Origin of the sequence: Marinobacter sp. BSs20148, assembly GCF_000283275.1 — a bacterium.
Lineage (GTDB): Bacteria > Pseudomonadota > Gammaproteobacteria > Pseudomonadales > Oleiphilaceae > Marinobacter > Marinobacter psychrophilus.
In genome coordinates this window covers 3,596,074-3,621,430 of sequence record NC_018268.1, presented here as the reverse complement: position 1 = coordinate 3,621,430, position 25,357 = coordinate 3,596,074, and the positions used below count along the sequence as shown (strand labels likewise).

The window sequence follows — 25,357 nt, the reverse complement described above, 5'->3', positions numbered from 1 at the left end:
TCGCGAGAGAAAACTGATTTATGTCCATTATTGATATTCACCGCACTCATACCCTGGACAAACAGCACGCACGTGAAGCGGCTGAGACCTTGGCTGCCGATCTGTCTAGCCGTTTTGCTGTGACTTACGCTTGGGAAGGCGATGTTATGAAAATCAAGCGCAGCGGAGTGCAAGGCCAGCTCACGATTAATCACGGCGACTTGCACGTTTACTTGGAGCTAGGGCTTATGTTGCGGCCGATGAAGGGCCGGATTGCACAGGAAATCGAATCCCAGCTAGATCAGATTATCCGCGTTTGAAGCCGTAAAGCGGCCCGCATCAAAGCGAGGCGGGTAGCTCAAATGGCTGCGATTGACCAGCCAGTATGTTGTCCATAATGTGCTGTTCACGCAGCACTAGCCGGTCAATGAGTGTGCCGACGTCAGCCATACACCGAAACGCGCTGTAACCGCGGTGCAGAAAACTGTGCAGATCCTGCAGTTTGGCCATCTCCGCCGGTCCGCGGCCCATCGACAGCAGCCAGCCCAGTGTTCGGTTGCGCACGTAGCGGTCAAGGCGATGGCCCACATCGGCGATCAGTTCAATCTGGCGCAGTCGCTGGTGTTGGTCATTGGCGTAACGGTAGGCCCGACAGTAGTCCTCTACTGCCAGCGCCTCGGCACTCATCTGATGGCTGTGCAGTGCGCTGGCCAGATTATGGTCCAATTGCTGGGTCAGCAGGTTGAGCTCCACCAGTCTGGCCAGGGTTCGTAACTGGTGGTCTGGCAGCCACTTCACCATTTTTGGAAAAACCCGATCGATATTGTCGTCGCGATGGCTCATTCCTGCGGGCGCGTACAAATCCGTCAGCAAAAACTCCAGCCCCTCGTGATAGCCCGGGGTCTGGTATAAATCTTGGTGAGTCTGTTTTAGCCGAGCGGCCTGCCAGCTGGCCACCTGAGCGCTTTGCTGTTGCAGTGGGTTATGGCTGTTGCCCTGACGAAAATCATGATATGCCAGCAGCCAATACTGCAACTGACGAGCGTTATCGCTGTGAACGGCGGTTTCAACCAGGCGCTGGCGATACATGAAAAGGCTCCGGCTGGGCGGTTGAGTCGGGGGGCGGCATTGTAACCGAGTAGCGTGACGTGTGCTGAAGTGTCATCAATAGTGACTGGAGACATCAGGCGTCAGCAGTCGCAACCTGTGTTAAATCCGGTATCCATTTTTTGTCGTCCAGAATAATAAAGTGGCTGGGCGCCGTGGTTTCCACAATCTTCAAGTTTTCGCCACCCTGGCGGGCACTGGCTAGCATGGCGTTGCGGTCGAGCACCCGGTCAGTGGCTGGAATCAGCACAATGCCGCGTGTAATGTGCTGGTAAACGCTGGTGTCGGTGCGCTCCATCCAGGCTAGCAGATTGTCGATATTGCGCACAATGGTCAGGTGATCTTTGGTGGCGTGGAACAGCTTGCTGAGCAGTTCTTTCTTGCGCCGGTTCATTTTGCCAAAAAATGTCTGATTGTAAGCCGAATTGGACGTGCTGTTCAGCAGGCGGACAACCCACGGCCACATGCTGGGGCTGAGTGGTTCCAGTAATGCTAGCATCAGCGGGTGAGCGCGGCCCTGGGGTAGTATCGGGGCTTCCAGTACCAGCTCTATGTCGTGGTAAAGCTCTGGCCATTGGCGAACAGCTTCTAGTGCTACCGCGGCACCGCGGGAGTGACCGTGAATGCGCACATTGTTGCTGCCTATAAGATTGCGCATGGCCTGGTTGAGTATGCAGGCATCGTATTCGATGGTGCCGGCCAAATGCTTGATGTCGACCGCCCAGTCGGGCGTCTGCGGCATAATGCCGCTAACCGGCACATGGTAATTGCTGCAGGTGATCAGGATTAGTTCGGTGGTGGGGGCGTTATAGGCTTGGGTAAAATAACAGTGGTTTTCCATAAAACCGTGTATACACACCACCGTGTTTTCGGCCGGGCCACTATGATTGCGCACAGAAATCGCACCTTCGCCGATAGAAAATACCTGGCCCGAAAACATCTCGGCGTAAGCCTTTCCGATAGGTTTGATCAGTTTTCGAATATGGCTTGCCTGCATAATCTCTCCTGATCGTTATAGCGAGCGCCCGCATTGACAGTACAGTGGCTCGAATCTGTACTTATTATAAGCCTGCGGGTAAAGCCGTGCGCAACACTTTTACCTTGCGCCGGGTATAAGCAGGCTCTGGAGGCGCCGGTAGATGTCTGGCACAATATCGTTCTACTCTCAGTCTCAGGATTCGCCGAGATTACCGCAACTTAGCTCATCCTATACAAAAGGCAGCGGATTTTGAGCCAGCAAGCTTTGCATTTGATGTTGCCTGCCGACGCAGGCTGGCTGGCTGCCGAACGGCCGGAAAATCCGCTGGTTACCACCGTGTTGCTTCGCGTTCAGGGGCTGACAGCTGCTCGCCTGCGAGAATTCTTGCATGTTTACTGGGGTGCCTGGGAGCGTTTTCACTTTCGCCCGGAACCGTATGCTGGCTATTGGCGCTGGCAGGAAAGCGCCAATTTTGATGTGCGCCAGCATCTGGATATTGTGCTCGACCGTTTTACGGCACCCCAGCAGCAGCCCTGGATAAACGCCGTTATCAGTCAGCCGCTGCCCATTTACCGGCCATTATGGAAATTCTGGTTGGCGCCCAATGCTGTAGGTGGTGGGTTATTGCTCCTGCGGATACACCATTGTTACGCCGATAGCGCGTCGTTGGCGCAGCTGTTCGAACAACTGTTCACCGCGTCGCCGCAGCAACACCCTGTACTTTACGGTGCAGCGCACCCGGCAGACCTCGATCGCTGGCTGCAGTGCGCTAAAAATTGGCTGAGTGAGCGTGTTTTTGGTGCCGAGGGCCCTCCACCCGAAAACGACGCGGTACAGATGGCCGCCGCCGCTGGGGAGCTGCCGGGCACTTTTAGGTCGAGCGCTGCCACGGCGCTTGAGCTAGCAGGCCAGTTAGGCAGTTACCTGGCCCAGCCAGACGACAGTCCCAGCAACCTGAGCCGGCCATTAACCGGGCAGCGCCAGTGCTGTTGGTCTGCGGCGATTCCCGATGCGAGTTTACAGGCGGCGGCCCAGACGCTGGGCGTTAGCAGCCGCGACGTGCTGGCGGCCTGTCTAACGGCGGCTTTGCGGGCGCAGCTCGGGCTGAGCCCGCAGGCGCTGGAACAGGCCCAAATTAACCTGTTGCTGCCAGTAGATGTTCGTCCCCAACTGCCCGCCAGTTTAAGGCCAGCGCTGTCTGAGCCTGGTAATGGCAGTGGCAGTGAACGGTTGTTGCTGCCAATAGACGGTGACAGTTTTGTGGAACGGGTGTATCGCATAAAACAGGAGGTTCGCCGCCTTCGCGACAGCCTGCAACCGTTGTTAACCTGGGGTCTGACCGCCTGCAGCGCTTTTTTGCCTGAAATGATAAAACAGACGCCACTATGGCCTTTTGCCGCTCGCCCCAGTGCAGCACTCGCCAGTTTCGACGGTGCCGGAGTGGTTCGCTATTTGGCGGGTTGTCGGGTTGACGAACTGGTGGCCTGGAGTCCGCAAATTGCCGATGCGGGAATAAGCGTGACCGCTTGCCGCTACGCCGGCCAGCTGCGACTGACAGTGGTTGCCGACCATTCTGCCAACCTGGATGTGCAGCGCTTTCAGAGCGATTGTATGGTGGCTTTGAATCAAGCGCTTGTCAGCCATCTGGATAATTGAGCCCCCACAACGTTGCGCATTGTCAAAAAACCTGCTGAGTGTCTACAGTATCGGGATCGGCGCCCGAGGATCTCACATCCTCAAGTGTGCGGCAGAGACCATCACTTCTTTAAGGAAGTTTCATGAGCAATGAACGGGTAGAAAGCGACAGCCTTGGCGAAGTCAGGGTGCCGGAAAACGCACTTTGGGGGGCACAAACCCAACGCGCCATCGAAAACTTCCCCGTCAGCGGGCAACCCATGCCGCCGGCGTTCATTGCCGCCGTGGTGCAGATAAAAAAAGCCGCGGCGGAAGCGAATGCCAGCCTGGCCTTGCTCAATGGCCCGGTTCGCGATGCCATTGTGCTGGCCTGTGACCAGCTGCTGGCCGGTGATTACTACGATCAGTTTCCGGTAGACCGCTACCAGACCGGCTCTGGCACCAGCACCAACATGAATGTTAACGAGGTGATCGCGACACTGGCCCAGCTCAGTGGTGTGGTGGTTCATCCCAACGATCACGTGAATATGAGCCAGAGCTCTAACGATGTCATCCCGTCGGCTATCCATATCAGCGCGGTGATAGCAATTCACCAGAACCTGGTGCCGGCGCTGACCCATTTACAAGGCGTTCTGTACGAACGCGAAGGCCTGTATGGCGAGCAGGTAAAAACCGGCAGAACCCACCTGATGGACGCAATGCCGGTGACCCTGGGTCAAGAGCTTCAGACTTGGCGCGAGCAATTAAAAGCGACACAGACGCGTATCGAACGTGCAGCAGATGAGCTCCTGGCGTTGCCCCAGGGCGGCACGGCTGTAGGCACCGGAATTAATGCCGTTAGCGAGTTTGCGCCCGAGTTTACCCGCTGTTTGAAAGCCAATACCGGCTTTGACTTCAAGCCATTAACCCATAAGTTTGTGGCACAGAGCGCAGTGGATGCGCCGGTGGCGCTGTCGGCGCAGCTGCGTGGGCTTGGCATAGTGCTGACAAAAATTGCCAACGACTTACGTTGGATGAACAGCGGCCCTATTCACGGGTTGTCAGAAATTAGCCTCCCGGTACTGCAGCCCGGCAGCAGCATTATGCCGGGCAAAGTAAACCCGGTGATCCCCGAATCGGTGGCGATGGTCGGCGCACAAATCATGGGGCTTGATGCCTCTATCGCCTACGCCGGGCAGTCTGGTAATTTTCAGCTCAACGTGATGTTACCGTTGGTAGGTGCCAACCTGCTGGAGATGATTGGCCTGCTAAGCAATGCCAGCAGTCTGCTGAGTAACAAAGCGCTAAAAGGCTTTACTGTAAACGCCGAGCACTTAAATGCAGGTGTTGGCCGTAATCCCGTGCTGGTGACGGCGCTGAATCCGGAAATTGGTTACAGCCTGGCGTCTGAAATCGCCAAAGAAGCCTACGCCAGTGGCCGCCCAGTGATTGACGTAGCCGAAGAGCGCAGTGGTCTCAGCCGCGAGCGGCTTGAGCAGCTTATGGACCCGTTAAAACTGACCCGCGGCGGGCTCGCAGGGCAGTGAGTGTCCATTTTGGCTCATTGGTGAACCTATTGAGCTTCTGAGAGTCCGAAAAAAACAGACGGGGCACTTCAGACGGGATGCTCCAGACAAGACAATAGTGGTCCGCGTAATCAGACTGAACGAATAATCGTTATACATACCAAAGTATTTGTGGAGGTAGTAATGACAACATCCTGTAGCATCCCCGGCATGACTGTGCCGCGCAGCCGGTTTCCGGATCCTGAACAGGATCTTTCCGCAGACCAAGACAGCGGTCAGATAATACTCGCAGGTGGCTGTTTCTGGTGCGTGGAGGCGGTCATGATTGCCATGAACGGCGTGCACTCGGTTGAATCCGGTTACACTGGCGGATCTGCTGGCAGCGCTAACTATCATGCTGTATGCACCGGCACCACTGGCCACGCCGAAGCAATTAAGGTCGAATACGATCCGAATCAGGTGTCATTGGGCAGCTTGCTGAAAGTATTCTTTTCGGTGGCGCACGACCCCACCCAGCGCAACCGCCAGGGTAACGACATTGGCACCCAGTACCGTTCGGCCATTTTTTATCAGTCGGCACAGCAGCGCCAGGTCGCGCAAGCTTATATCGAACAGTTGGACCAGGCAGGCGTGTTCCATTCGGCGGTTGTGACGGAACTGGAGCCGCTGGAAACCTTCTACGTAGCAGAAGCAGATCACCAGAACTTTGCCGCTCGCAACCCGGGTCAGCCCTATATCATGGCGGTTGCTGCGCCCAAAGTGCAGAAATTAGTTGACCAATACAGCGATCGGCTAAAGCCGGGCGTAACGTCTAGATCTACCGACGACCACTTGAATAAAGCGTAAGGAGCACTATTTTGGCCGAATCTGCAGCCGGATACGATCTGACGCCGCTAACAGCGGAACAGATTGAAGAGAAAGCCGTTGGCCTGAGCGCCGACGAGCGTCGGATATTGTTAGACCATGGCACCGAACCTCCGTTTTGCGGCACGCTGCTGGACAACAAAAAACAGGGTGTTTACGAATGCCGATTGTGTGACTTGCCGTTGTTTAATTCTAACGCCAAGTTCGACTCCGGTACCGGCTGGCCCAGCTTTTTTCAGCCCTTCGATCCGCAACACATTCATTCTATTGAAGACGATACACTGGGCATGCGTCGCATAGAAGTGCGCTGTCCGCGCTGTAACAGCCATCTGGGTCACGTTTTCCCAGACGGCCCGGCGCCTACTGGCCAGCGCTATTGCCTGAACTCGGTGGCTCTGACGTTCAAGGAAAACGCCAGCGCTTAGCCGTTGATGGGTATCATGGTGCTTAACAAGTAGCCGGTGTACGACACGTAGACCAGCATTAGAATACCACCGTCTACCCGACTGATGATGCGGTTGCGGCCGGCAAAGCCAAAGCCCATCAGCAGTAGGCCAACGGTCAGCGCCAGCATCAGTGACCAGTCGCGGTAGAGGACCTCTGGGTCCACCTGCAATGGGTTGATGGTCGCGGCAAGACCGACCACTGCGAGTGTGTTGAAAATACCCGAACCCAGAATGTTGCCGAGAATCAGGTCATGTTCATTTTTGCGCACGGCGGCCAAGGCTGACGCCAGCTCCGGCAAAGACGTGCCAACGGCGACAACGGTCAGGCCAATAACCAGATCGCTGACGCCCAAGCTCTGGGCAACGTAAACCGCGCCCCAAACCAACATTCGGGAACTGACGACCAGCAGCACCAAGCCCACAACCAGCCAGAAAACGGCGTTTCTCAGCGGCATGGGATGGGCCAACGCGCTTTCCTTTAGGCCAGCTTCAACAGAGTCATCTTTATTGCGCAGGCCCTGGAATATGAACCAGCCCATCACCGCCGCGAAAACCGCTAGCAAAACCCAACCGTCGGTGTGCGACAGCTCGCCATCAATTAGCTGGTAACCGGCAATCAGGGTAAGGCCGACGAGCAGTGGCAGTTCCTTGCGGACGATTTGTGAATGCACGGCAATAGGCGCAATGATGGCTGTTAAGCCAACAATCAGCGCTATGTTGGTAATGTTGGAACCGTAGGCGTTGCCCAAGGCCAGGCCGGAGTTGCCTTCCATCGCGGCGATAGCAGAAACAGCCAGCTCGGGGGCGGAGGTGCCAAAGCCGATAATCACGATGCCGATCAGCAAAGTGGGCATGCCCCAATGCTTAGCGGCGGCGGCGGCCCCGTCGACAAACTTGTCGGCGCTCCACACCAGAAGAATCAAGCCGGCAATGATTGCACCGATCGCCAGTAACATACCTGCTACCTCTTTACTAAACCGGGGGGGTGTGAGACTCAATTTGCGATGATATTGTCTGGAAAAGTCGGGAAAATCAATTACAACGAAGACAGGCTCCGGGGGCCAAGTGAGTCTTTACATGACGCGCAACCGTTGCTTATTACAGTGTAATAATGCGCCGAAAGCCGGGATAATCGTTACATCGCATTCAGGAAACCGTTGCCAGCATTATTATCTCCATCTGGCTGGTTTCCGACAGGCTCTTTTGCTGATCGTGAAAGAGCACACAAGCTCAATACTCGCTAGGGTGAACAACCAATGGCCGTAAGACAGGCAGACGTAGTGCTGGTCGGTGGGGGCGTCATGAGCGCTACCCTCGGCATGATATTGAAGCAGCTGGACCCAACCATGGACATCGTTCTGGTGGAGCGTCTGGACCATATTGCCCACGAAAGCACTGATGGCTGGAACAACGCAGGTACCGGTCACGCCGGCTACTGTGAGCTGAACTACACCCCCGAGACCGACGAGGGCGATGTGGCCATCGACCGGGCTCTGCAGATAAACGCCCAATTCGAAGTAACGCTGCAGTTTTGGTCTTACTTGGTGGAGCAGGGCATATTGCCCGATCCGAAAAAATTCATAAACCGTACCCCTCATCAGAGCTTCGTCTGGGGCGAAAAAGACGTTGCCTTCCTTAAACGCCGCTTCGAACGCCTGAGTGCGCATCACCTGTTTCGTGAAATGGAATACAGCGAGTCGCCGGAAGACCTGGCCGAGTGGATGCCGCTGATCGTTAAGCACCGTGACCCCATGCAGCGTGTTGCCGCTACCCGGATAAAGCACGGCGCCGATGTGGATTTCGGTTCCCTGACCCGCAGCATCGTGAAACATCTGGAAAGCCAGCCTGGTTTCGAGCTAATGCTGAACAGCCCGGTGCACCATATTGACCAACGCGATAACGGGCGCTGGAAAATAAGGGTCAAAAATCAGGAAACCGGTAAACAGACTAAACTGGAAGCCGGCTTTGTGTTCCTGGGTGCGGGCGGCGGTGCTCTGCCCCTGTTGCAGAAATCAGGTATTGATGAAGCCGAAGGTTATGGCGGTTTTCCGGTGAGCGGCCAGTGGTTGGTGTGTGACCGGCCGGAAGTGGTGCAGCAGCATCATTCCAAGGTTTACGGTAAAGCGCCGATTGGTGCGCCGCCGATGTCGGTGCCACACCTGGATACCCGCATTATTAACGGCGAGCCGGCCCTGTTGTTTGGACCCTTTGCCGGCTTTACCACCCGCTTCCTGAAACAAGGTTCGGTGTTTGACCTGATCAGTTCGGTGCGCTCGTCGAACTTGCGCCCCATGTTGTCGGTGAGCAAGTCCAACATGGATCTGACCCGCTATCTGATTGGCGAAGTGTTTCAGTCCCACCGCGACCGGGTAGACGCACTGCGCAATTTCTTCCCGGATGCCCGCGAGGGCGACTGGCACTTGCAGGACGCAGGCCAACGGGTGCAGATCATCAAAAAATCCAAAGACGGCGGCGGCAAGCTGGAATTTGGTACTGAAATAGTTGCTGCCAAAGACGGCACGTTAGCCGCGCTGCTGGGAGCCTCGCCTGGCGCCTCAACAGCCGCAAACGCGATGCTCGACGTGTTGCAGCGCTGCTTCCCCGAGAAAATGAAAACCCCGGAGTGGCAGGCGCGCATGAAAGTTTTGGTGCCATCGTACGGCCAGTCTTTAGAAGAGGACGAAGAGCTGCTGTTAAAAGTGCGTGAGCGTACGCTCACCACCCTTAAGCTCAAACCGTGACGCGGAATCCTGACGGGGCAAGCGCATAAAAAAACCGGAGCCTGGTGAGCTGGCTCCGGTTTTTGTCTTACGCTGCCGGCAACAATGGTGCCGGCAATAATAGACGGGCCATCAGACCTGCTGCTGGCGCCCTTGCGCCGCGACTAACATAGCGTGCATCAGTTCCTCAGCGTCGAACTTGGTAAGCGCGGTATCAGCACCGACCTGTTCGGCATAACTCAGGCTCATTTCGCTGTTCAGTGAGGTATGCAGAATAATGTATGGCTGGTGCAGTTGGCTGTTGTCGCGCACCTTGAACGTCAGTTCATAGCCGTCCAGGCCCGGCATTTCGATGTCGCTCACCAGAATATTCACCGGTTTGCCGTGGGCGCTGCTATCCAGCAGGTACTCGAACGCTGCCGTGCCGCTTTCGGTTACCTGATAGCCAATATTCTTGCGATCCAGCACATCGCAGAGCTGTTTGCGCGCCACCCGTGAATCATCTACCAGCAGAATCGACATGTTGCGTAGGGTTTCTATCTCCATATCGTTCAGCAGCACGTCCTGACTGTTCAAAGACTCCGGGTATACCCTAGCCAGCAGCAATTCCAGATCTAGCAGTTGCACCAAAGCGCCATCAAGGGTTAGCAAACCGGTAATAAACGCGTTTTTACCCAGGGCTTGGGGCGGCGGCAACACCTTTTTCCAATCGGCTTCAACGATGCGTTGCACGCTGCGCACCATAAAACCGATTTCCTGACGCTGCACGTCGGTCACGATAATGGAGGCATCGGCGCGCTCTTCCGCGCTTAACGCCGGGTAACCAATAGCCGCGGCCATATCGATTACCGGCACCGCCGCGTTACGGAAGGTGGCCGTGCCAACAATGGCGTGGTGGCTATGGGGCAGGCGACTAAGACGCCTGAACGGCATGATTTCGCGGATTTTCAGAGTGCCCAGGCCAAACTGCCGGTGATCTGTCAGTTGAAACAGCAGCAGTTTTTGCAGCTGCTTGGGTTGGCTACTCATAAGCGCACCTGTCAAAAAACAAAATGTGTTCCCAGTATTACGGGTAGAGCAATACAGCATAACCGATGAGGGTAAAAAAACAGCGTTACTGACACATTTTATGCGAGTACTTATTTAGCATGTTATCGTCTGATTTTGAGTGATAGCCCATTTGCTGTGCCGAACCGCAAACGTCAAAGGAATGAACGATGCGACCCGTCCCGATATCCATTGCTGTTGTGGTGATGTTAGTCAGCCTGTCTGGTGCGGCAAAAGCCGATTACTACCGCTGGACGGACGCTAACGGCGTTACCCACTTCACCGATAAGCCCAAAACGCCTGGCAGCCAGGCGATCAATTTCCACCAGCCCACTGTGATTCCTATCGCAGACAATAACCGACGCCGTGGCGACCGTTTGCAGGGCCTTCAGCCTGACACACCGAAGAACTCGGTTCAGGGTAAAGCTCAAAAGCCCGCACAAGCCAATGCGGCCGAGATTGCCCAGCAAAAAACCTGTGAGAATTATGCAGACCGCATCGGCAATATAGAAAGCCGATTGCGCGCCGGTGGCTATTCAGCCTCTCGAGGAAACCGGCTAAGACGCGACAGGCGGGAGTTGGCCAGCAAGCGGACCTGGGAATGTTTGCGGCGATAGTGAGCGTATTTGCGTAATTATAAAAAAATTGAGCAAAATTGCGACGGTTCCAAAATCCCATCGAACGTATGGGGCTTAACGGCCAGTTCGCCCAGCCGTTGTCGCTGGAAGCTGAGGTCATTTGGCATTAAGCTGTCTGCAAAATCAGCAGCAGAACCATTGAACGGCTTGCGGAATCAGGATTTGGTCAAGTAGGTTTTTTTAAGAACTAATTTTTTTGTTTGGCTTCTTTTATTAACCAGCTACGAAAAATTTCAGCGTGTGGGTGAACGTATTTATTAGACGGACGCAGGAGATAAAAAGCTTCGGCCGTTGGGACTTTTTGTTCAAACGGTGCCACAAGTAGGCCTTTTTCGAGCATGTCTTCGACCAAACTCGTTCTGCCGAGGGCGAGGCCTCCCCCGTGTTTTGCCACCTCTAGCGCAGAAATCAAGGTATCAAACTGAATTTCATGGGAAAACCGGATATCAGACAAGCCAGCCTGATCGAGCCAATGGCCCAAGCCTTCCTCGTAACCGATAACGTGCAGCAGCGTCTGTTTACTCAGCTGTTCGCAGGCACCTAGGTCTGCTTGGTTGATCGACCCAAGGGTGCTCGCCAGACGCGGACTGCAGACAGGAAATAGCTCGTCCCAACTCAGCCGATCGGCATCGAAGCCCGGCCAATACCCCTTGCCATAGCGAATTCCCATATCGGAATCATGGGTGTGTATCTCCTGGTCCAGCCAGATATTGCTGGTGAAACGCATACCCACATCCGGATATTGCTGGTAGAAGCCGGCAAGCCGAGGGGCAATCCAAGTGGTAAAAAACACCAGGTTCACTTTGACAGTTAACAATCGATTTTTGCTCTGACCGAAGATTTCTTCGGTTGCTGTGGTAAGCCGCCTGATGCACTCATGCACCACTGGCAGATACGCCTTGCCTGCGTCTGTCAATTCCAAGCCCCGCGGTAATCGCCGGAACAGGACCGTGTAGAGCTGGGACTCAAGCCCCTTAATGTGCTGACTGGTTGCGGCCTGGGTCAAATTCAATTCAACCGAAGCCTGGGTCAGGTTCAGATGGCGTGCTGCTGCTTCGAAAGTCCGCAGCCAATTTAACGGTGGAAGTCTCTTTTTCATGGTCCGCAACTCTATTTTTGTTGTTGAGCGCCGTAGTGTGTTTTGTCTCTTGATTGAATGCCGCCATCTCGCCAGACATGAAAAAGCGGTGGCTCACCTTGTGAGTACACCGCCAAGAATCAACTTACAACAAACAGGCGATCAATCGGTACGTTTACTTCATCGTTGGCATCGAGAATACGGCACCCTCGCGGACTCCGGCGGAAGGCCAGCGCTGCGTAATAGCCTTGCGACGCGTGTAGAAGCGCACGCCATCGGGGCCGTAGGCGTGCAAATCGCCAAACAAGGATCGCTTCCAGCCACCGAAACTGTGATAAGCCACCGGTACCGGCAAGGGTACGTTAATGCCGACCATGCCGACCATAATATGGTCGGTGAAATAACGGGCGGCTTCGCCATCCCGGGTAAAGATGCAGGTACCGTTTCCGTATTCGTGAGCGTTGATCAAATCCATGGCCTCCTGCATGGTTTTAACGCGCACCACCTGAAGCACCGGTCCAAAAATTTCTTTTTGGTAGCTTGTCATCTCAGGAGTAACCCGATCAATGAGCGTGCCACCCACGAAAAAGCCGTTTTCGTGGCCGTTAACGACCTGGTTACGACCGTCTACGACAATGTGTGCGCCCTGCTTCTCTGCGCTGTCGATATAACCCACGATCTTGTCGCGGTGTTGAGCGGTGATCACGGGGCCAAAGTCATTGCTGGGTACGTTGTACGCACCCACTTTCAGCGCCTTCATGGCTTCGGCCATCTTGGCGACCAAGGCATCAGCGGCAGCGTCACCCACGGCAACCGCAACCGACAGCGCCATGCAGCGTTCACCCGAAGAGCCAAATGCGGCGCCTAGCAGCTGGTTCACGGTATTGTCCATGTCAGCATCGGGCATGACGATGGCGTGGTTTTTGGCACCGCCCAAAGCCTGACAACGCTTGCCGTGAGCGCTGGCGGTGGTGTAAATGTATTCGGCAATGGGGGTTGAGCCGACGAAGCTAACCGCTTGAACGCGAGGGTCTCGTAACAGTGTATCCACCGCTTCTTTATCGCCATTGACAACGTTCATAACGCCGTCAGGCAAGCCTGCTTGTTGCAACAGTTGAGCAATGAACAGGGTGGAGCTAGGATCGCGCTCTGAAGGCTTCAGGATAAAACAGTTACCGCAAACAATCGCCATCGGGTACATCCACAGCGGAACCATGGCCGGGAAGTTAAACGGTGTAATACCCGCAACCACGCCCAGCGGTTGGAATTCGCTCCAGGCGTCAATGCCGGGGCCAACGTTGGCGCTGTGCTCGCCTTTTAAAAGTTCGGGAGCACCGCAGGCGTACTCCACATTTTCGATACCGCGTTGCAGCTCTCCAAGAGCATCGTGTTGAATTTTGCCGTGCTCTTCACCGATCAACTGGGCAATGTGGTCAGCGTTCTGCTCAAGCAATTCCTTGAAGCGGAACATGATGCGTGCGCGCTTAAGGGGAGGGGTCGCGCGCCATGCAGGATAAGCTGCTTCCGCAGCGGCGATCGCTTTTTCTACCGTGGTTTTTGAAGCCAGTGCAACCTGCCGTGTGGAGTCACCGGTAGAGGGATTAAAAATAGGCTGGGTACGGTTTTTGTCGTTAACAATCTGGCCGTTAATCAAATGTCCTACGGTGCTCATAATATGTCCTCAAAGTAAGTTCACGCTGCGCGTGTAAGGGTTGTTTCTATCAAAAAAGTTGTTGGGTTACCAGCTTCACCAGAGCTTTTTGTAAAGCTCGATAATCTCATCGGCACTGGGTACACGGGGGTTGTTGCCCGGGGAACCAGACTGCAAAGCCTGCTCAGCCATGGTGGGCAGCAGCCGGAAAAATTCGTCGCGATCGATACCGAACAGTTCTGGAGTCGGCACTTCCAGTTCGTCATTCAGGGCATAAAGCTCGGCCATTAGTTTGCTGTTGGCAACGTCAGTGCTGTCTTGCTCAGAAGCAACGCCCATAGCACGAGCACAGTCAGCATAACGCTCCGCAGCGGCGGGAATGGAAAACTCGGTAACCGCAGGCAGTAACATGGCGTTGGACAATCCGTGGGGCACGTGGAAAGCGGCGCCAATCGGTCGGCTCATGCCGTGTACCAAAGCCACCGAGGCGTTGGAAAAGGCAATGCCGGCCAGAGTGGATCCCAGCATGACTCGCTCGCGAGCCTGTTTGTCGGTGCCATCATGAAACGCGCGGCGCAAATTCGGACCGATTAAGCGCATTGCTGCAATGGCCTGAGCGTCGGTATACAAGCTCGCCTTCTGGCTAACGTAGGCTTCCATCGCGTGGGTCAGGGCATCAATACCGGTATCGGCGGTGGTGCGCTTGGGCAGGCTTAAGGTCAGGTTAAAATCAACCAAAGCCGCTAACGGCATAAAACCAACGCCCACACACAGCATTTTTTCATCGTTGGACTCGTCCGTGATGATCGTCACTTTGGTCACTTCTGAACCAGTGCCGGCCGTGGTGGGTATGGCAATGATGGGTAAACCCAACTCGTTAACAATGCGCGGAAACCTGTAATCCCGCATTACGCCGCCAAATTTGCCCAGAATACTGATCGCCTTTGCGCTGTCGATGGGGCTGCCGCCGCCAAGGGCGATAATGCTGTCGTAATCACCGTCGCGTACTTTGGCAACGCCCGCCTGTATTGAGCTAACCGTAGGTTCCGGCACGGTGTCATCGAACACGTCGGCCGACAGTCCACTCGCCGCCAGGCAGTCTTGAATAGTTTGGGTGTAACCGAGTTTAACCATCATCTTATCGGTGATGATTAATGGGCGACTGCAACCCAGGCTCGCCAGCACCTGCGGTAATTGCTGTGAGGCTCCTTCACCAATTTTCAGAATGCGCGGGAGAATGACTTGAGTAACCATGTTTTGCTCCACTTGTTTCTAACGTTGCGGGCCTCACCCCACCGTGGATCTGAGGCCCTGAATGATGGTTTGAAGATCAGAGAGAAACCGTAGCCACAGCTACTTTAGGTCTCCTGGTCAGCAATTCAGCGTCGCTTGCCACGGCAGCGGCTTTAAGCAGCTGTCCTGGTATCGGCTCTTCAAGCAGTGATTTAAACAGATCGTAGATGGCCATGATCAGTATGAATGAGAAGGGTAACGCGGCAACGATGGTAGCGGTTTGCAAAGCAGCCAGGCCGCCAGTCAACAGCAAGGTTGAAGCCACTGCACCAATCGCTACGCTCCAGAACACGCGATAACGGGCCAAAGGCTCACTATCACCCATCGAAATTAAGGTACACACGACTAGGGTTGCGGAGTCTGCAGAGGTCACGAAGTAAGTCACCAGCATAATGGTGCAAATACCTGCCATCACGGTAACGACCCAACTGTTGGTATTCATCAGTTCGATTGTTTTGAACAGCGCCATGGTGGTATCCGCATTGGCCGCAGCAACCACTCCGCCATTGCCGAACAATTCGATAAACATGGCGGTATTGCCAAAGATAGTAATCCAGCCAGCCGGTCGAGCAGATATAGTCTTTTTTGTTGTTCATACATTGGTACCTCTTTCGGAGTTTTTTAATTATTTTTGTTCGCTCTGTCTGACTGAATTCCTGATATGTCTCGGCATCCTCAATCGAAGTGCCGCCATTTTCGTTGGGTTTGGTTGTAGATTGAAACCAATAAAAACCGCCCCTAAGGTGCTGTTTTTTTTATGGCTTGTGCCACCACCACGTCAGCCACTACCTATAAATAAATCGAGGTCTCAGAGCTCTTTTTTTTCGTTGGTTCCAGCGTCAGTTGTGCTCCTAACATGATCACCACCGAATCACCGTCGGTTTTCATAACAGCTCAACAAACGCTGATGCACAGCGAAAAGGATTAAGAGCAATGACAAAAAAGAACCCCCTGCCGTTAGAAGGCGTGCGCGTTGTTGATTTTGGCCAGCAGATTGCCGGCCCTGCTGTAGCCATGGTGTTGGCGGACTTCGGTGCCACTGTTGTGCACGTCGATCCCCCCAATGGCCCCCAATGGGACCACCCAGCTAATGCCGTGTTGAACCGTAACAAAAGCTGTCTGAAGCTGGATTTAAAAAGTCAGTCCGGGTTGGCACGGGCCAAAAAACTGATTGAAAAAGCCGATATCGTTATCGAAAGCTTCCGCCCGGGTGTCATGAAAAAGTTGGGTTTAGACTTCGCAAAACTGCGTGCTAATCGTCCCGCGCTGATCACCCTGTCAGTGCCAGGTTTTGCCAGCAACGATGATCTGCGCCGTGAATGGAAAGCGACTGAAGCCGTGGTCGCCGCCACCTGCGGTGCGTTCACTGACATGGGCTTTAACCGGGTACTGATGGGCGTTAACCCTAGTTTCTCTCCCCTTCCGCTCGGCTCAGCTTACGCCATCTCACTCGCTTCAAGTGCCGCCGTACTCGCGTTATTGGAGCGGGAAAAAACAGGCCGGGGGGACCACGTTGAAGTACCGATTGCCGCTGCCTTGATGGAAGGCCTGTCTTACAACTCCTACGTTATCGACGGCCTGCCCAGCCGCTACAAGACCATGCGGGAAGATGAAATCGAATACCGCAAGGCCAATAAAATCGAGTTTGATCTGAGCTACGAAGACCTGCAGGAATATCTCGACCCGTTTTATCGCACCTATGAGTGTGCTGACGGTCGCATGTTCTACTGCGTTTGCCCATCGCATCGCAATCATGCCAAACGTGCATTGATACTGCTGGGTGTCTACGACGAACTGAAAGCCGCTGGGCTACCCGAAGTTGAAGATTTGCACGCGCCCGTCGCCGAGTGGGATGGCGAGACCTCCATTGGCGTCTATCCACTACCCAAAAAGTGGGCTGACATCATCTCCGAGAAGATGAAAAAAGCGTTCCTGGCTAAGACATCCACAGAGTGGGGTGTGCTGTTTGGCGAGGGTCAGATTCCCGGAGCGCCGCATCGCACCACTCAAGAGTGGGTGAATGATGAACACACCAACGCTGCTGGCCTTATTGTTGAGGTTAACGATTCTGTGTATGGCCTGATGAAACAGCCCGGGCCAATTGCCTGGCTGGAAGAGTTCGCCGCAGACATGCTCGCGCCGCGTCCTCGCAAAACGGTTTCGTTTGATGAAGCACTGGTTGAGCTGTCTTCAGTTGCAGCGCAGGAAACGGTAACCCGGCCTACTGGCAAGGCCATTCAGCCGGCTAGCGGCAACGGCTGGCTGGAAGGTCTGCGTATTCTGGACCTTACCAACGTGATTGCAGGGCCGCATTCAACCGCTTTTTTAAGCCGCTTTGGGGCAGAAGTGATCAAGCTGGATACGGTCAAGCCGATGTACGACCCTTTGATTGGCGTATTGTTCACTTTCCAGACCAACGTCAATAAACAAAGTGCGTTGATGGATATAACCACAGCTGAGGGTCGTGAGGGATTTAACCGCCTTGTACGCTCGGTGGACATGGTTGTGATTAACGCGCCCGATCGCCAAATGAAGCCTTTGGGATTGGATAACGCCAGCCTGCAGGCCTTGAACCCCGGTGTTCTGTTCTGTCGCCTCGATTGCCTTGGTGGTCCTTTGCCCGGGCCTAAGACCGACTACATCGGGTACGACGACATTATTCAGGCAAACAGTGGCATCATGAGCCGCTTCGGTGGCCCGGCTACCCCAGAAGAGCACGCTCACCTAGGTACTCTCGACGTAAACTGTGGCTTTGCTGCGGGCTTGGCTATGGCGGTTTCCCTCTATCACAAGTTGAAAACTGGCCAGGCCACTCGCGCACGCACCTCCCTGTCGGCGGTGACCAACATTGCCCAAATTCCGTTTGCCTTTGACTACAAGGGCCGCGCGCCCTTCAATGAGCCATCGGGACGGGAGGCAATGGGCCACCACGAGTTGTCGCACTTTTATAAAACCAGTGATGGCTGGGTTTTCCTGGACTCAAACCGCTCGGAGCTGGACAAGCTCGAAGGCATAGAAGGTTTACAAGGCATCAGTTCAGCGGCCAGTATCGGCGAGTTCTTACGCGCAGCTTTCCAAACAGCGCCGGCCAATTACTGGGCAGACATTCTGCAGGAAGCGGGCATTGCAGCAGCCCAACCGAATGCCATTGAAGACCTGCGCGAACAGTACAACCGCGAAGCCGATGGTACGCCAGGAACGACTTTGGGCAGCTTCTCGTTTTCAACCTACTCCAACCATCCTAGCGGCCACCGTATTACCCATATTGACCACTGTTCGATTCGCCCGACAGATGCATCTACCCGCGCCTTTACACCGGCAGAACAATTCGGTTACTCCACCCGCAGCGTTCTGGCCAGCATCGGCTACTCCGAAGCGGAAGTGGAATCGATGATTGAGCGCAAAATTGCAGGCCTGAATTGGAGCAGGCAATACCTACCGGGTGTGGAAAGCTTGCAGGTTGTCAGTCCGGCAATCAGTATCGGCGAGATTTTACGTGCAGCTTCTCAGCCAGCGCCGGCGATCGTCTCGCCCGAGGTGTTGCAGAGCGAGGGAGCCGTTTTGTTGGGCAGTGAGTCAGTAGCGTAGGCTCGCGCTGGCAATAATCTCCGACACGTCCAAAAAATATAGACAGCAAAAGCCCCGACGAGCGGGGCTTTAAAGTTCTTTGAGTTCCGGTGTCTTAGGAGTTGGTAGAAACTCAGCTTTTTTGGAAGAGCTGGGCTTCGCGGTCCTTGAAAGCTTTAAATTCTAAAGCGTTTCCCGAAGGGTCGTAAAAAAACATGGTGGCTTGCTCCCCCGGCTCACCCTTAAAGCGTATGTAGGGCTCAATTTCGAAAGCCACTCCGTGCTCACGTAGTTTTGCAGATAGCGTGTTCCATGCATCCATTTCCAGAACCACCCCAAAGTGCGGAACGGGCACGCCGTGGCCGTCTACCGGGTTTTTATGAGTGTTTGCGGATTGCTCTTTCAGTGCAGGGTTGAGATGACAAACAAACTGATGACCGTACAGGTCGAAGTCGACCCAGCTTTCGGACGAGCGGCCTTCAGGGCAGCCTAGAAAATCACCATAGAATCGGCGAGCTTCGTTTATATCTCGAACTTGTATGGCGAGATGAAATGGATCTTGCACGGCCATAGTGTTTGTCCCCGGCGTGATAAGTATGAAATGAATGACTGACTGTCGCTACGCCTTATGTATGGAATCAAAACAGACAACCGTATTCTCAGCACATTATCTGCCGTTTTTGCCTTAGCGGCCCTGCCAGCGTTGGGGTAAGTGCGTGATGAAACTGAAGTCAGTGCGACGTCCATCTCTCGAACGCCAACTAGGCTAGACAGATACGATAACGGATGACACCGGTATCCTCTTCGCGAATCCACTCAATCCTGTGTCCGGTCAGCTTACACAGCGTCTGTAAATCCCGTCGACCGCTGGGGTCATCGGTCAGAAACTCTATCTGCGTGCCGCTGGGCAAACCCTGAGTGCGTTTTTTTAAACGCAAGATGGGAAGAGGGCACACCAAACCGATGGCATCGATTTGGAGTGCCTCTAGGGATAGCTTAGATTGATCATTCAAGCCGCACGCTCTCACTGCTGTATTGCTCGGCAGAAGACCACCCGAACTGATCCAGAACTACAGGGGCGAGAGAGGCGATGACTAGGGCAGCAACAAATGCAAAAATCATTACTTTCACGATGATTCTCCTTTGCCTTGTTTAGCTTCGACCTCAGCGACCCACAGATCGTGGTGCTGACGCGCCCACTCCACATCAACCTGACCGTTACCCATGGCATCGAAGGCACCTTCCATACCGACTGAACCGATATAAATATGTGCCATTATCGCGACCATCATCACGAACGCGACAATCGAGTGCCAAATGTTGGCGTACTGCATCTCTTCGTGCGGTGCCAGCACTGTGGGGAAGTCTGTTCCCATAATGCTGTTCATGATGGCAAAAGTATCGGCGAACATAAAAATTTCAAACGGGAACAACAGAGACAGGCCTGATAAAGACACTGAGAAACCCAGCACCATCACAGTCCAGAAAACAATTTTCTGACCGGCGTTGAACTTCTTTGCTGAAGGGTGAGCTTTGGTGAAAATACCGCCGCCCGCCTTGAGCCACTGCCAGTCCAGCTTATTGGGGATGTTGTGCGCCACCCACATGACGAAGGTCATCACCAGACCCAACATAAAGGCCCATGCAATGTTGTTGTGAATCCACTTGGAGCCGATCGCCAGAGTCGAAAAGGCTTCAGGCCCTATAACAGGGATCAGGAAACTGCGCCCCATTAGGGTCAGCAGGCCGGTAATACCTAATGCGACAAACGAGCCCGACAACAACCAATGGCCAAACCGCTCGATGGCTTTGAATCGTTCAATCTTGGTGCCCGCGGGGCCACCGTCGATCATGATTTTTCCGCGCGCAAAGTAGAACACCACAAGCAACAGAATGGTGCCTAACAGTGCGCCACCGCCGTAGGTAATGATCGGTCCTTCACGCAGTTTATACCAAGGCATGCCGCCGTCCTGGATCAGGACGTCAACCGCAGGCCCCCGGACCTGTGTGCTGGAGTCAATCTCGTTGTAACGAATGCCGCGCCAGATGTTGGCATCAGAGCGCCCTCCCAGAGTACCCAGTTCATCACTGGTCAACGCTGCATCGGCTGCATCACCCAGGTTCTCAGACCGAAAGGTCTCGTCAACTTCCAACTGCGCTTGACGAGCCATGACATCTTTCAGGGTTTGAGCTCCCCCAGTACCAGTCCGATCGACAGAGGAGGCCTCTTGCGCCAAGGCAGGATTGAAGATCAGTGTAGCCAATATAAAAACGGCGACACCAAATATTTTAAAGTTCATGGAAGCACTCCAACGGAACCAACAAAAAGAATTCGTTGCTTCAATCAATTCCGGGGCCTGAGGGCCCCGGAATAATCAGGCTAGCTTAGCCGGTCTTCTTCTCGTAGGCCGTGCCCCATCCCCAAGCGCCTGAACCGAAACCACGGTTCACGACACGCTGACGATAGATGTCCGACACCTCATTGCCATCACCGGCCAACAGGGCTTTGGTCGAGCACATTTCCGCACAGATCGGCAGTTTGCCTTCTGCTATACGGTTACGACCGTACTTGTTGAACTCGGCTGTTGAATTGTCTTCTTCAGGACCGCCTGCACAGAACGTGCATTTGTCCATCTTACCCCGGCTGCCAAAGTTGCCCGCTTGGGGGAACTGGGGCGCGCCGAAGGGGCAAGCATAAAAACAATATCCACAACCGATACACAGGTCTTTGGAGTGCAACACGATTCCGTCTTCAGTCTGGTAGAAGCAGTCTGTGGGACAAACGGCCATACAAGGCGCGTCTGAACAGTGCATGCAAGCTACCGAGATTGAACGCTCGCCAGGTTTACCATCTTCGATGGTGACGACGCGGCGACGGTTGATGCCCCAGGGCACCTCGTGTTCATTTTTACAGGCCGTTACGCAAGCATTACATTCAATGCATCGTTCGGCGTCACAGAGGAATTTTGCGCGTGCTTGTCCTTCAAGGGCCATTTTCTTCACCTCTTATTATGCTGGCATGATCGAACATAGGGTGGCTTTGGTCTCTTGCATCTGCGTGACCGAGTCATACCCGTATGTTTGAATCGTGTTACAGGATTCGCCCAAAACAATTGGATCGGCGCCTTTGGGATACTTGTCCCTCAGGTCCTTACCTTCCAAGTGCCCGCCGAAATGGAATGGCATAAAGGCCACGCCTTCGCCAACACGCTCGGTGACCATTGCTTTTACCTTGATGCGCCCGCCTTCGGGGCCAGAAACCCAGACATCCTTGCCGTCGCGAACGTTCAGGTTATTCGCGTCTCGGGTGTTTATCTCGATGAACATGTCCTGCTGCAGCTCTGCCAGCCAGGGGTTTGATCGCGACTCTTCACCACCACCTTCATATTCAACCAAGCGGCCTGAAGTCAGAATGATGGGGAAGTCTTTGCTGAAGTCCTTTTTCTGAATGGATTCATACAAAGTCGGAACACGCCAGAATTGCTTGTCGGCATACGTCGGATAATCAACGACCAGATCGCGACGGGTGGTGTACAGCGGTTCGCGATGAACCGGCACGGGGTCTGGGAAGTTCCAGACGATCGCGCGCGCTTTGGCGTTACCAAAGGGTGCGCACTCGTGCTTGATCGCAACACGCTGAATGCCGCCTGACAGATCGGTCTTCCAATTGGTCTCGGGGCCTGCAAACGCGTTAATGCTGGCGCGCTCTTCGGCCGTCAGATCTCCATCCCAGCCCAGATCCATTAACATCTGCATGGTGAACTCGGGGTACCCATCTTTGATCTCTGAGTTTTTCGAGTAAACGCCGTCGGCAAGCAAGCTTACGCCGTCACGCTCAACACCAAATCTGGCACGGAAGGTAAGACCGCCTTCGGACACCGGCAACGACATGTCGTACAGGTTCGGTGTGCCCGGATGGTTCATTTCGGGCGTTCCCCAGCACGGCCAGGGCATACCGTAGATGTCACCGTCACAGGGTCCGCCCACTGCGCGCAGCGTGGTTCTGTCGAAGTGGTGCTGGTAAGCCATGTGCTTTTTCATGCGCTCAGGCGATTGGCCAGTGTAGCCAATGGTCCACATGCCACGGTTGAATTCGCGAGTGATGTCCTCGGTAACCGGGATGTCCCCTTCCAGAGCAATGTTGCGGAGCATGCGATCAGTGAAACCGAACTTGTCAGATAACAACTTGATGATTTCGTGGTCGACCTTCGAGTCGAACAGGGGCTCGACAATCTTTTCACGCCACTGGAGCGAACGGTTGGAGGCGGTTACTGAACCTGAGTTCTCGAACTGGGTGGTCGAGGGCAGCAGGTAAACGCCGTCTTTGCGATCGTGCAGCACTGCTGAAACGGTAGGGAAGGGATCCACTACGACTAAAAGGTCGAGCTTTTCCATGGCTTCCTTCATTTCCAGCATACGGGTCTGGGAGTTGGGCGCGTGGCCCCACAGAACCATAGCGCGGGTGTTATCAGGCTGGTCTATGTTTTCCTTGGCCTCCAGAACGCCATCGATCCAGCGAGATACGGGAATACCCTTCTCGTTCATCATGGCGAGGGTCTTGCCGTTTTTATCGAATGAGGTAAAACGACTCTTCATCCAATCCAGATCTTCGTCCCACACGCGTGCCCAGTGAGCCCAGGCGCCGGCGGTCAGACCGTAATAGCCGGGCAATGTGTCAGCCAGGACACCCAGGTCAGTGGCGCCCTGAACGTTACAGTGTCCGCGGAAAATATTGGTACCGCCGCCGGAGACACCCATATTGCCCAGCGCCAGCTGCAAGATGCAGTACGCACGGGTATTATTGTTACCGTTGGTGTGCTGGGTACCACCCATACACCAGATAACGGTACCCGGACGGTTGTTAGCCAGAGTGCGCGCGACGCGTTCGAGTTGAGCACCCGGAGCACCGGTAACGCGCTCGACTTCCGCAGGATCCCAGCGCGCGACCTCTTCACGGATTTCGTCCATGCCGTAAACTCGGGTGCGAATGAATTCTTTGTCTTCCCAGCGGTTTTCAAAAATATGCCACAAGATGCCCCATACCAGAGCAACGTCTGAACCCGGGCGGAAACGCACGTACTCGTCAGCATGCGCTGCGGTGCGTGTGAAGCGCGGATCACAAACAATAACCGGCGCGTTGTTCTCTTCTTTGGCTTTCAGAATGTGCAGCAGCGACACCGGGTGTGCCTCTGCAGGGTTACCACCAATCAGGAAGATCGCTTTCGACTTGTGGATGTCGTTGTACGAGTTGGTCATCGCACCGTAGCCCCATGTATTGGCTACGCCGGCCACCGTCGTTGAGTGACAGATACGGGCTTGGTGATCGACGTTATTGGTGCCCCAGTAGGCCGCAAACTTACGAAACAGGTAGGCCTGTTCGTTCGAGAACTTCGCACTGCCCAACCAGTAAACCGAGTCAGGGCCGCTCTCTTCGCGGATTTGCAACATCTTGTCGCCGATTTCGTTGATCGCCTGTTGCCAGGAGATCTTTTGCCACTGACCGTCTACCATTTTCGTGGGATATTTCAAACGACGGTCATTATGGGCGCTTTCACGCACCGCGGCGCCTTTAGCGCAGTGGGCGCCAAGGTTGAATGGGCTGTCCCAGCCGGGTTCTTGGCCAGTCCATACGCCATTTTGAACTTCAGCTTCGACCGTACAACCGACCGAGCAATGCGTACACACCGATTTTTTGCGAACTACTTCGCCACCTGCCGATGACGGGGTAGCAGCCTGAACGCGCGTAGACGTTAGCGACAAAGCCGCCAGCCCACCCACTGCGACGCCGGAAGCAGTCAAAAAGCCACGGCGGTCCATCGTTTTTGCAGCGAGGGATGAAAGTAAAGATCCTGTACGGGAGCCCTTCGCTACCCCGTTGGTTTTCTTTCTTAACATATCAAGGTACCTCTGTTTTTCTTATTCTCGTTTTCTGGAAATACGACTATTCAAGAGCATCACGCAATCTTGAATGAGTCGCGCTCCGTCAAAAGCGAGCCGACTCGAAATATTTACGTGTGTGCTCAGTGTCACGAAGACCACTGCTTTTCGGGACGTCTTTAACAACGTTGGCTGCGGCATTCGGTGCAACCACTACTGCAACCGCAGCCGGAACTGCAATTGCCGCCATCCGCAAAAAGATGCGCCGGCTGTTTTCACGCTTTTGGTCGTCCATAGGACACCTCCACCTGAGTTAATGGATCGGATCGATCCCCGTTACTGAATTGCAAACCCCTCAGCCTCTACCGCCATGAAAGCCCGACCAAGCGTGCCTACAGGAGTGTAGAAGATCGCAGTTTGCGCTTTCTCTAGATCGGTAAAAAATAATGCCGCCCATTTCGCAAGGTGCGCGTCAAAGAAGGCTTTTTGTGAGGGCAAATCGCTATCGCACGCGAATTCGCCAGTAATGATGCCCGCCATGATTTCGCATAGCGTGCCTATGTGATCTTCAGGTTCTTTGACGTTCGCATTGGCTTTGATACCCCGGGCCATCAGATCGCTACGCAGGTCCGCAAGGGGCTTCTCGTTCAAAAATCCGGTCAGGTAATAACTGGCGTAAGGCAGAAGTTCACCGCGGCCAAGTCCAACGAAAAGGCTGTTGTATTCCCTTTCGGCGTCATTGAGCGCGGTACGCTCGGCAAGAGCAGCGAGATTTTTAGAGGCGGACCCAAGAGGGGTGGCGTCACCCTGTAAGGATTCCAACCCACGAAGCAACTCTTTCGAAGGTGGATCGCCCAGCAGGACGCCCAGCAACTGATATATTTGGGCTCGCGCACGATCTTCCTCGCTGATCGAACGAGGGCACTGAACTTCAGCTGTGTTAGTCAAATCTTTGTCCTTGGAGTTATTGT

24 protein-coding genes are annotated in these 25,357 nt (G+C 54.4%); 8 read left to right on the top strand and 16 right to left on the bottom strand.

The window, feature by feature from the left end; translation table 11 throughout:
• Positions 1-20 precede the first annotated feature (20 nt).
• Entirely contained in the window at positions 21-299 is a 279-nt protein-coding gene (locus tag MRBBS_RS16535; RefSeq protein WP_014872736.1) for a polyhydroxyalkanoic acid system family protein, read from the top strand.
• A 19-nt stretch (positions 300-318) separates the two neighbouring features.
• Here MRBBS_RS16535 and MRBBS_RS16530 read toward each other — a convergent pair whose 3' ends face one another.
• Positions 319-1,068 carry an FFLEELY motif protein gene (locus MRBBS_RS16530; RefSeq protein WP_014872735.1) on the bottom strand — a complete coding sequence of 250 codons (750 nt, stop codon included), beginning with the start codon at positions 1,066-1,068 and terminating at the stop codon, positions 319-321.
• A 94-nt stretch (positions 1,069-1,162) separates the two neighbouring features.
• Entirely contained in the window at positions 1,163-2,083 is a 921-nt protein-coding gene (locus tag MRBBS_RS16525; protein WP_014872734.1) for an alpha/beta fold hydrolase, read from the bottom strand.
• Between the two features lie 231 nt (positions 2,084-2,314).
• Between MRBBS_RS16525 and MRBBS_RS16520 the strand changes: the two genes are divergently transcribed.
• The 4 genes from MRBBS_RS16520 to msrB all read left to right on the top strand — a co-directional run bounded on the left by MRBBS_RS16520 (position 2,315) and on the right by msrB (position 6,494).
• Complete coding sequence (locus MRBBS_RS16520) at positions 2,315-3,721, top strand: WS/DGAT domain-containing protein (RefSeq protein WP_014872733.1); 1,407 nt, start codon at positions 2,315-2,317, stop codon at positions 3,719-3,721.
• A 122-nt stretch (positions 3,722-3,843) separates the two neighbouring features.
• Positions 3,844-5,226, top strand: a complete 1,383-nt coding sequence (locus MRBBS_RS16515) for a class II fumarate hydratase (protein WP_014872732.1) — start codon at positions 3,844-3,846, stop codon at positions 5,224-5,226.
• A 162-nt stretch (positions 5,227-5,388) separates the two neighbouring features.
• Positions 5,389-6,051 carry a peptide-methionine (S)-S-oxide reductase MsrA gene (gene msrA, locus MRBBS_RS16510; RefSeq protein WP_014872731.1) on the top strand — a complete coding sequence of 221 codons (663 nt, stop codon included), beginning with the start codon at positions 5,389-5,391 and terminating at the stop codon, positions 6,049-6,051.
• Between the two features lie 11 nt (positions 6,052-6,062).
• Positions 6,063-6,494 (top strand): peptide-methionine (R)-S-oxide reductase MsrB, encoded by a 432-nt coding sequence (msrB, locus tag MRBBS_RS16505; protein WP_014872730.1) that lies wholly within the window; start codon positions 6,063-6,065, stop codon positions 6,492-6,494.
• Here msrB and MRBBS_RS16500 read toward each other — a convergent pair.
• Positions 6,491-7,471, bottom strand: a complete 981-nt coding sequence (locus MRBBS_RS16500) for a calcium/sodium antiporter (protein WP_014872729.1) — start codon at positions 7,469-7,471, stop codon at positions 6,491-6,493. The two genes, msrB and MRBBS_RS16500, sit on opposite strands and share 4 nt — an antisense overlap.
• A gap of 300 nt (positions 7,472-7,771) precedes the next feature.
• Between MRBBS_RS16500 and mqo the strand changes: the two genes are divergently transcribed.
• Positions 7,772-9,256: a malate dehydrogenase (quinone) gene (gene mqo / locus MRBBS_RS16495; RefSeq protein ID WP_014872728.1), complete on the top strand. Its 1,485-nt coding sequence runs from the start codon at positions 7,772-7,774 to the stop codon at positions 9,254-9,256.
• A 111-nt stretch (positions 9,257-9,367) separates the two neighbouring features.
• On the opposite strand, the gene MRBBS_RS16490 is transcribed toward mqo, so the two are convergent.
• Positions 9,368-10,264 (bottom strand): chemotaxis protein, encoded by an 897-nt coding sequence (locus tag MRBBS_RS16490; RefSeq protein ID WP_014872727.1) that lies wholly within the window; start codon positions 10,262-10,264, stop codon positions 9,368-9,370.
• Positions 10,265-10,452: 188 nt separating this feature from the next.
• Between MRBBS_RS16490 and MRBBS_RS16485 the strand changes: the two genes are divergently transcribed.
• On the top strand, positions 10,453-10,899 hold the full coding sequence (locus MRBBS_RS16485; protein WP_014872726.1) for a DUF4124 domain-containing protein: 447 nt from the start codon (positions 10,453-10,455) through the stop codon (positions 10,897-10,899).
• A gap of 208 nt (positions 10,900-11,107) precedes the next feature.
• On the opposite strand, the gene MRBBS_RS16480 is transcribed toward MRBBS_RS16485, so the two are convergent.
• From MRBBS_RS16480 to MRBBS_RS16465, 4 genes are all read right to left on the bottom strand, one after another.
• Positions 11,108-12,019: a LysR substrate-binding domain-containing protein gene (locus tag MRBBS_RS16480; RefSeq protein ID WP_014872725.1), complete on the bottom strand. Its 912-nt coding sequence runs from the start codon at positions 12,017-12,019 to the stop codon at positions 11,108-11,110.
• A 154-nt stretch (positions 12,020-12,173) separates the two neighbouring features.
• Positions 12,174-13,670 carry a CoA-acylating methylmalonate-semialdehyde dehydrogenase gene (locus MRBBS_RS16475; RefSeq protein WP_014872724.1) on the bottom strand — a complete coding sequence of 499 codons (1,497 nt, stop codon included), beginning with the start codon at positions 13,668-13,670 and terminating at the stop codon, positions 12,174-12,176.
• 75 nt (positions 13,671-13,745) lie between these two features.
• Positions 13,746-14,903 (bottom strand): iron-containing alcohol dehydrogenase, encoded by a 1,158-nt coding sequence (locus tag MRBBS_RS16470; protein WP_014872723.1) that lies wholly within the window; start codon positions 14,901-14,903, stop codon positions 13,746-13,748.
• Between the two features lie 76 nt (positions 14,904-14,979).
• On the bottom strand, positions 14,980-15,489 hold the full coding sequence (locus tag MRBBS_RS16465; protein ID WP_227497688.1) for a BCCT family transporter: 510 nt from the start codon (positions 15,487-15,489) through the stop codon (positions 14,980-14,982).
• Between the two features lie 386 nt (positions 15,490-15,875).
• On the opposite strand from MRBBS_RS16465, the gene MRBBS_RS16460 reads away from it, so the two are divergent.
• Complete coding sequence (locus tag MRBBS_RS16460; protein ID WP_014872721.1) at positions 15,876-18,530, top strand: CoA transferase; 2,655 nt, start codon at positions 15,876-15,878, stop codon at positions 18,528-18,530.
• Positions 18,531-18,642: 112 nt separating this feature from the next.
• Here the strand turns inward: MRBBS_RS16460 and MRBBS_RS16455 are convergent, their stop codons facing one another.
• From MRBBS_RS16455 to MRBBS_RS16425, 8 genes are all read right to left on the bottom strand, one after another.
• Positions 18,643-19,080, bottom strand: a complete 438-nt coding sequence (locus MRBBS_RS16455; RefSeq protein ID WP_014872720.1) for a VOC family protein — start codon at positions 19,078-19,080, stop codon at positions 18,643-18,645.
• Positions 19,081-19,270: 190 nt separating this feature from the next.
• Entirely contained in the window at positions 19,271-19,522 is a 252-nt protein-coding gene (locus tag MRBBS_RS19230; protein WP_083847081.1) for a sulfurtransferase TusA family protein, read from the bottom strand.
• Positions 19,515-19,640 carry a hypothetical protein gene (locus MRBBS_RS20305; RefSeq protein WP_007348491.1) on the bottom strand — a complete coding sequence of 42 codons (126 nt, stop codon included), beginning with the start codon at positions 19,638-19,640 and terminating at the stop codon, positions 19,515-19,517. Before MRBBS_RS20305 ends, MRBBS_RS19230 begins: the two co-directional genes overlap by 8 nt.
• Positions 19,637-20,809, bottom strand: a complete 1,173-nt coding sequence (locus MRBBS_RS16445) for a formate dehydrogenase subunit gamma (RefSeq protein ID WP_014872718.1) — start codon at positions 20,807-20,809, stop codon at positions 19,637-19,639. The genes MRBBS_RS20305 and MRBBS_RS16445 overlap by 4 nt, the downstream gene beginning before the upstream one ends.
• Positions 20,810-20,894: 85 nt before the next feature.
• The gene (gene fdh3B / locus MRBBS_RS16440) at positions 20,895-21,503 is read right to left on the bottom strand and encodes a formate dehydrogenase FDH3 subunit beta (RefSeq protein ID WP_014872717.1); all 609 of its coding nucleotides are present in this window, start codon (positions 21,501-21,503) and stop codon (positions 20,895-20,897) included.
• Positions 21,504-21,518: 15 nt separating this feature from the next.
• On the bottom strand, positions 21,519-24,404 hold the full coding sequence (locus MRBBS_RS16435) for a formate dehydrogenase subunit alpha (protein ID WP_041635355.1): 2,886 nt from the start codon (positions 24,402-24,404) through the stop codon (positions 21,519-21,521).
• 88 nt (positions 24,405-24,492) lie between these two features.
• Positions 24,493-24,681, bottom strand: coding sequence for a hypothetical protein (locus tag MRBBS_RS16430; protein WP_014872715.1), 189 nt, complete (start codon positions 24,679-24,681; stop codon positions 24,493-24,495).
• 41 nt (positions 24,682-24,722) lie between these two features.
• Positions 24,723-25,334 carry a molecular chaperone gene (locus MRBBS_RS16425; protein ID WP_014872714.1) on the bottom strand — a complete coding sequence of 204 codons (612 nt, stop codon included), beginning with the start codon at positions 25,332-25,334 and terminating at the stop codon, positions 24,723-24,725.
• Positions 25,335-25,357: the final 23 nt, after the last annotated feature.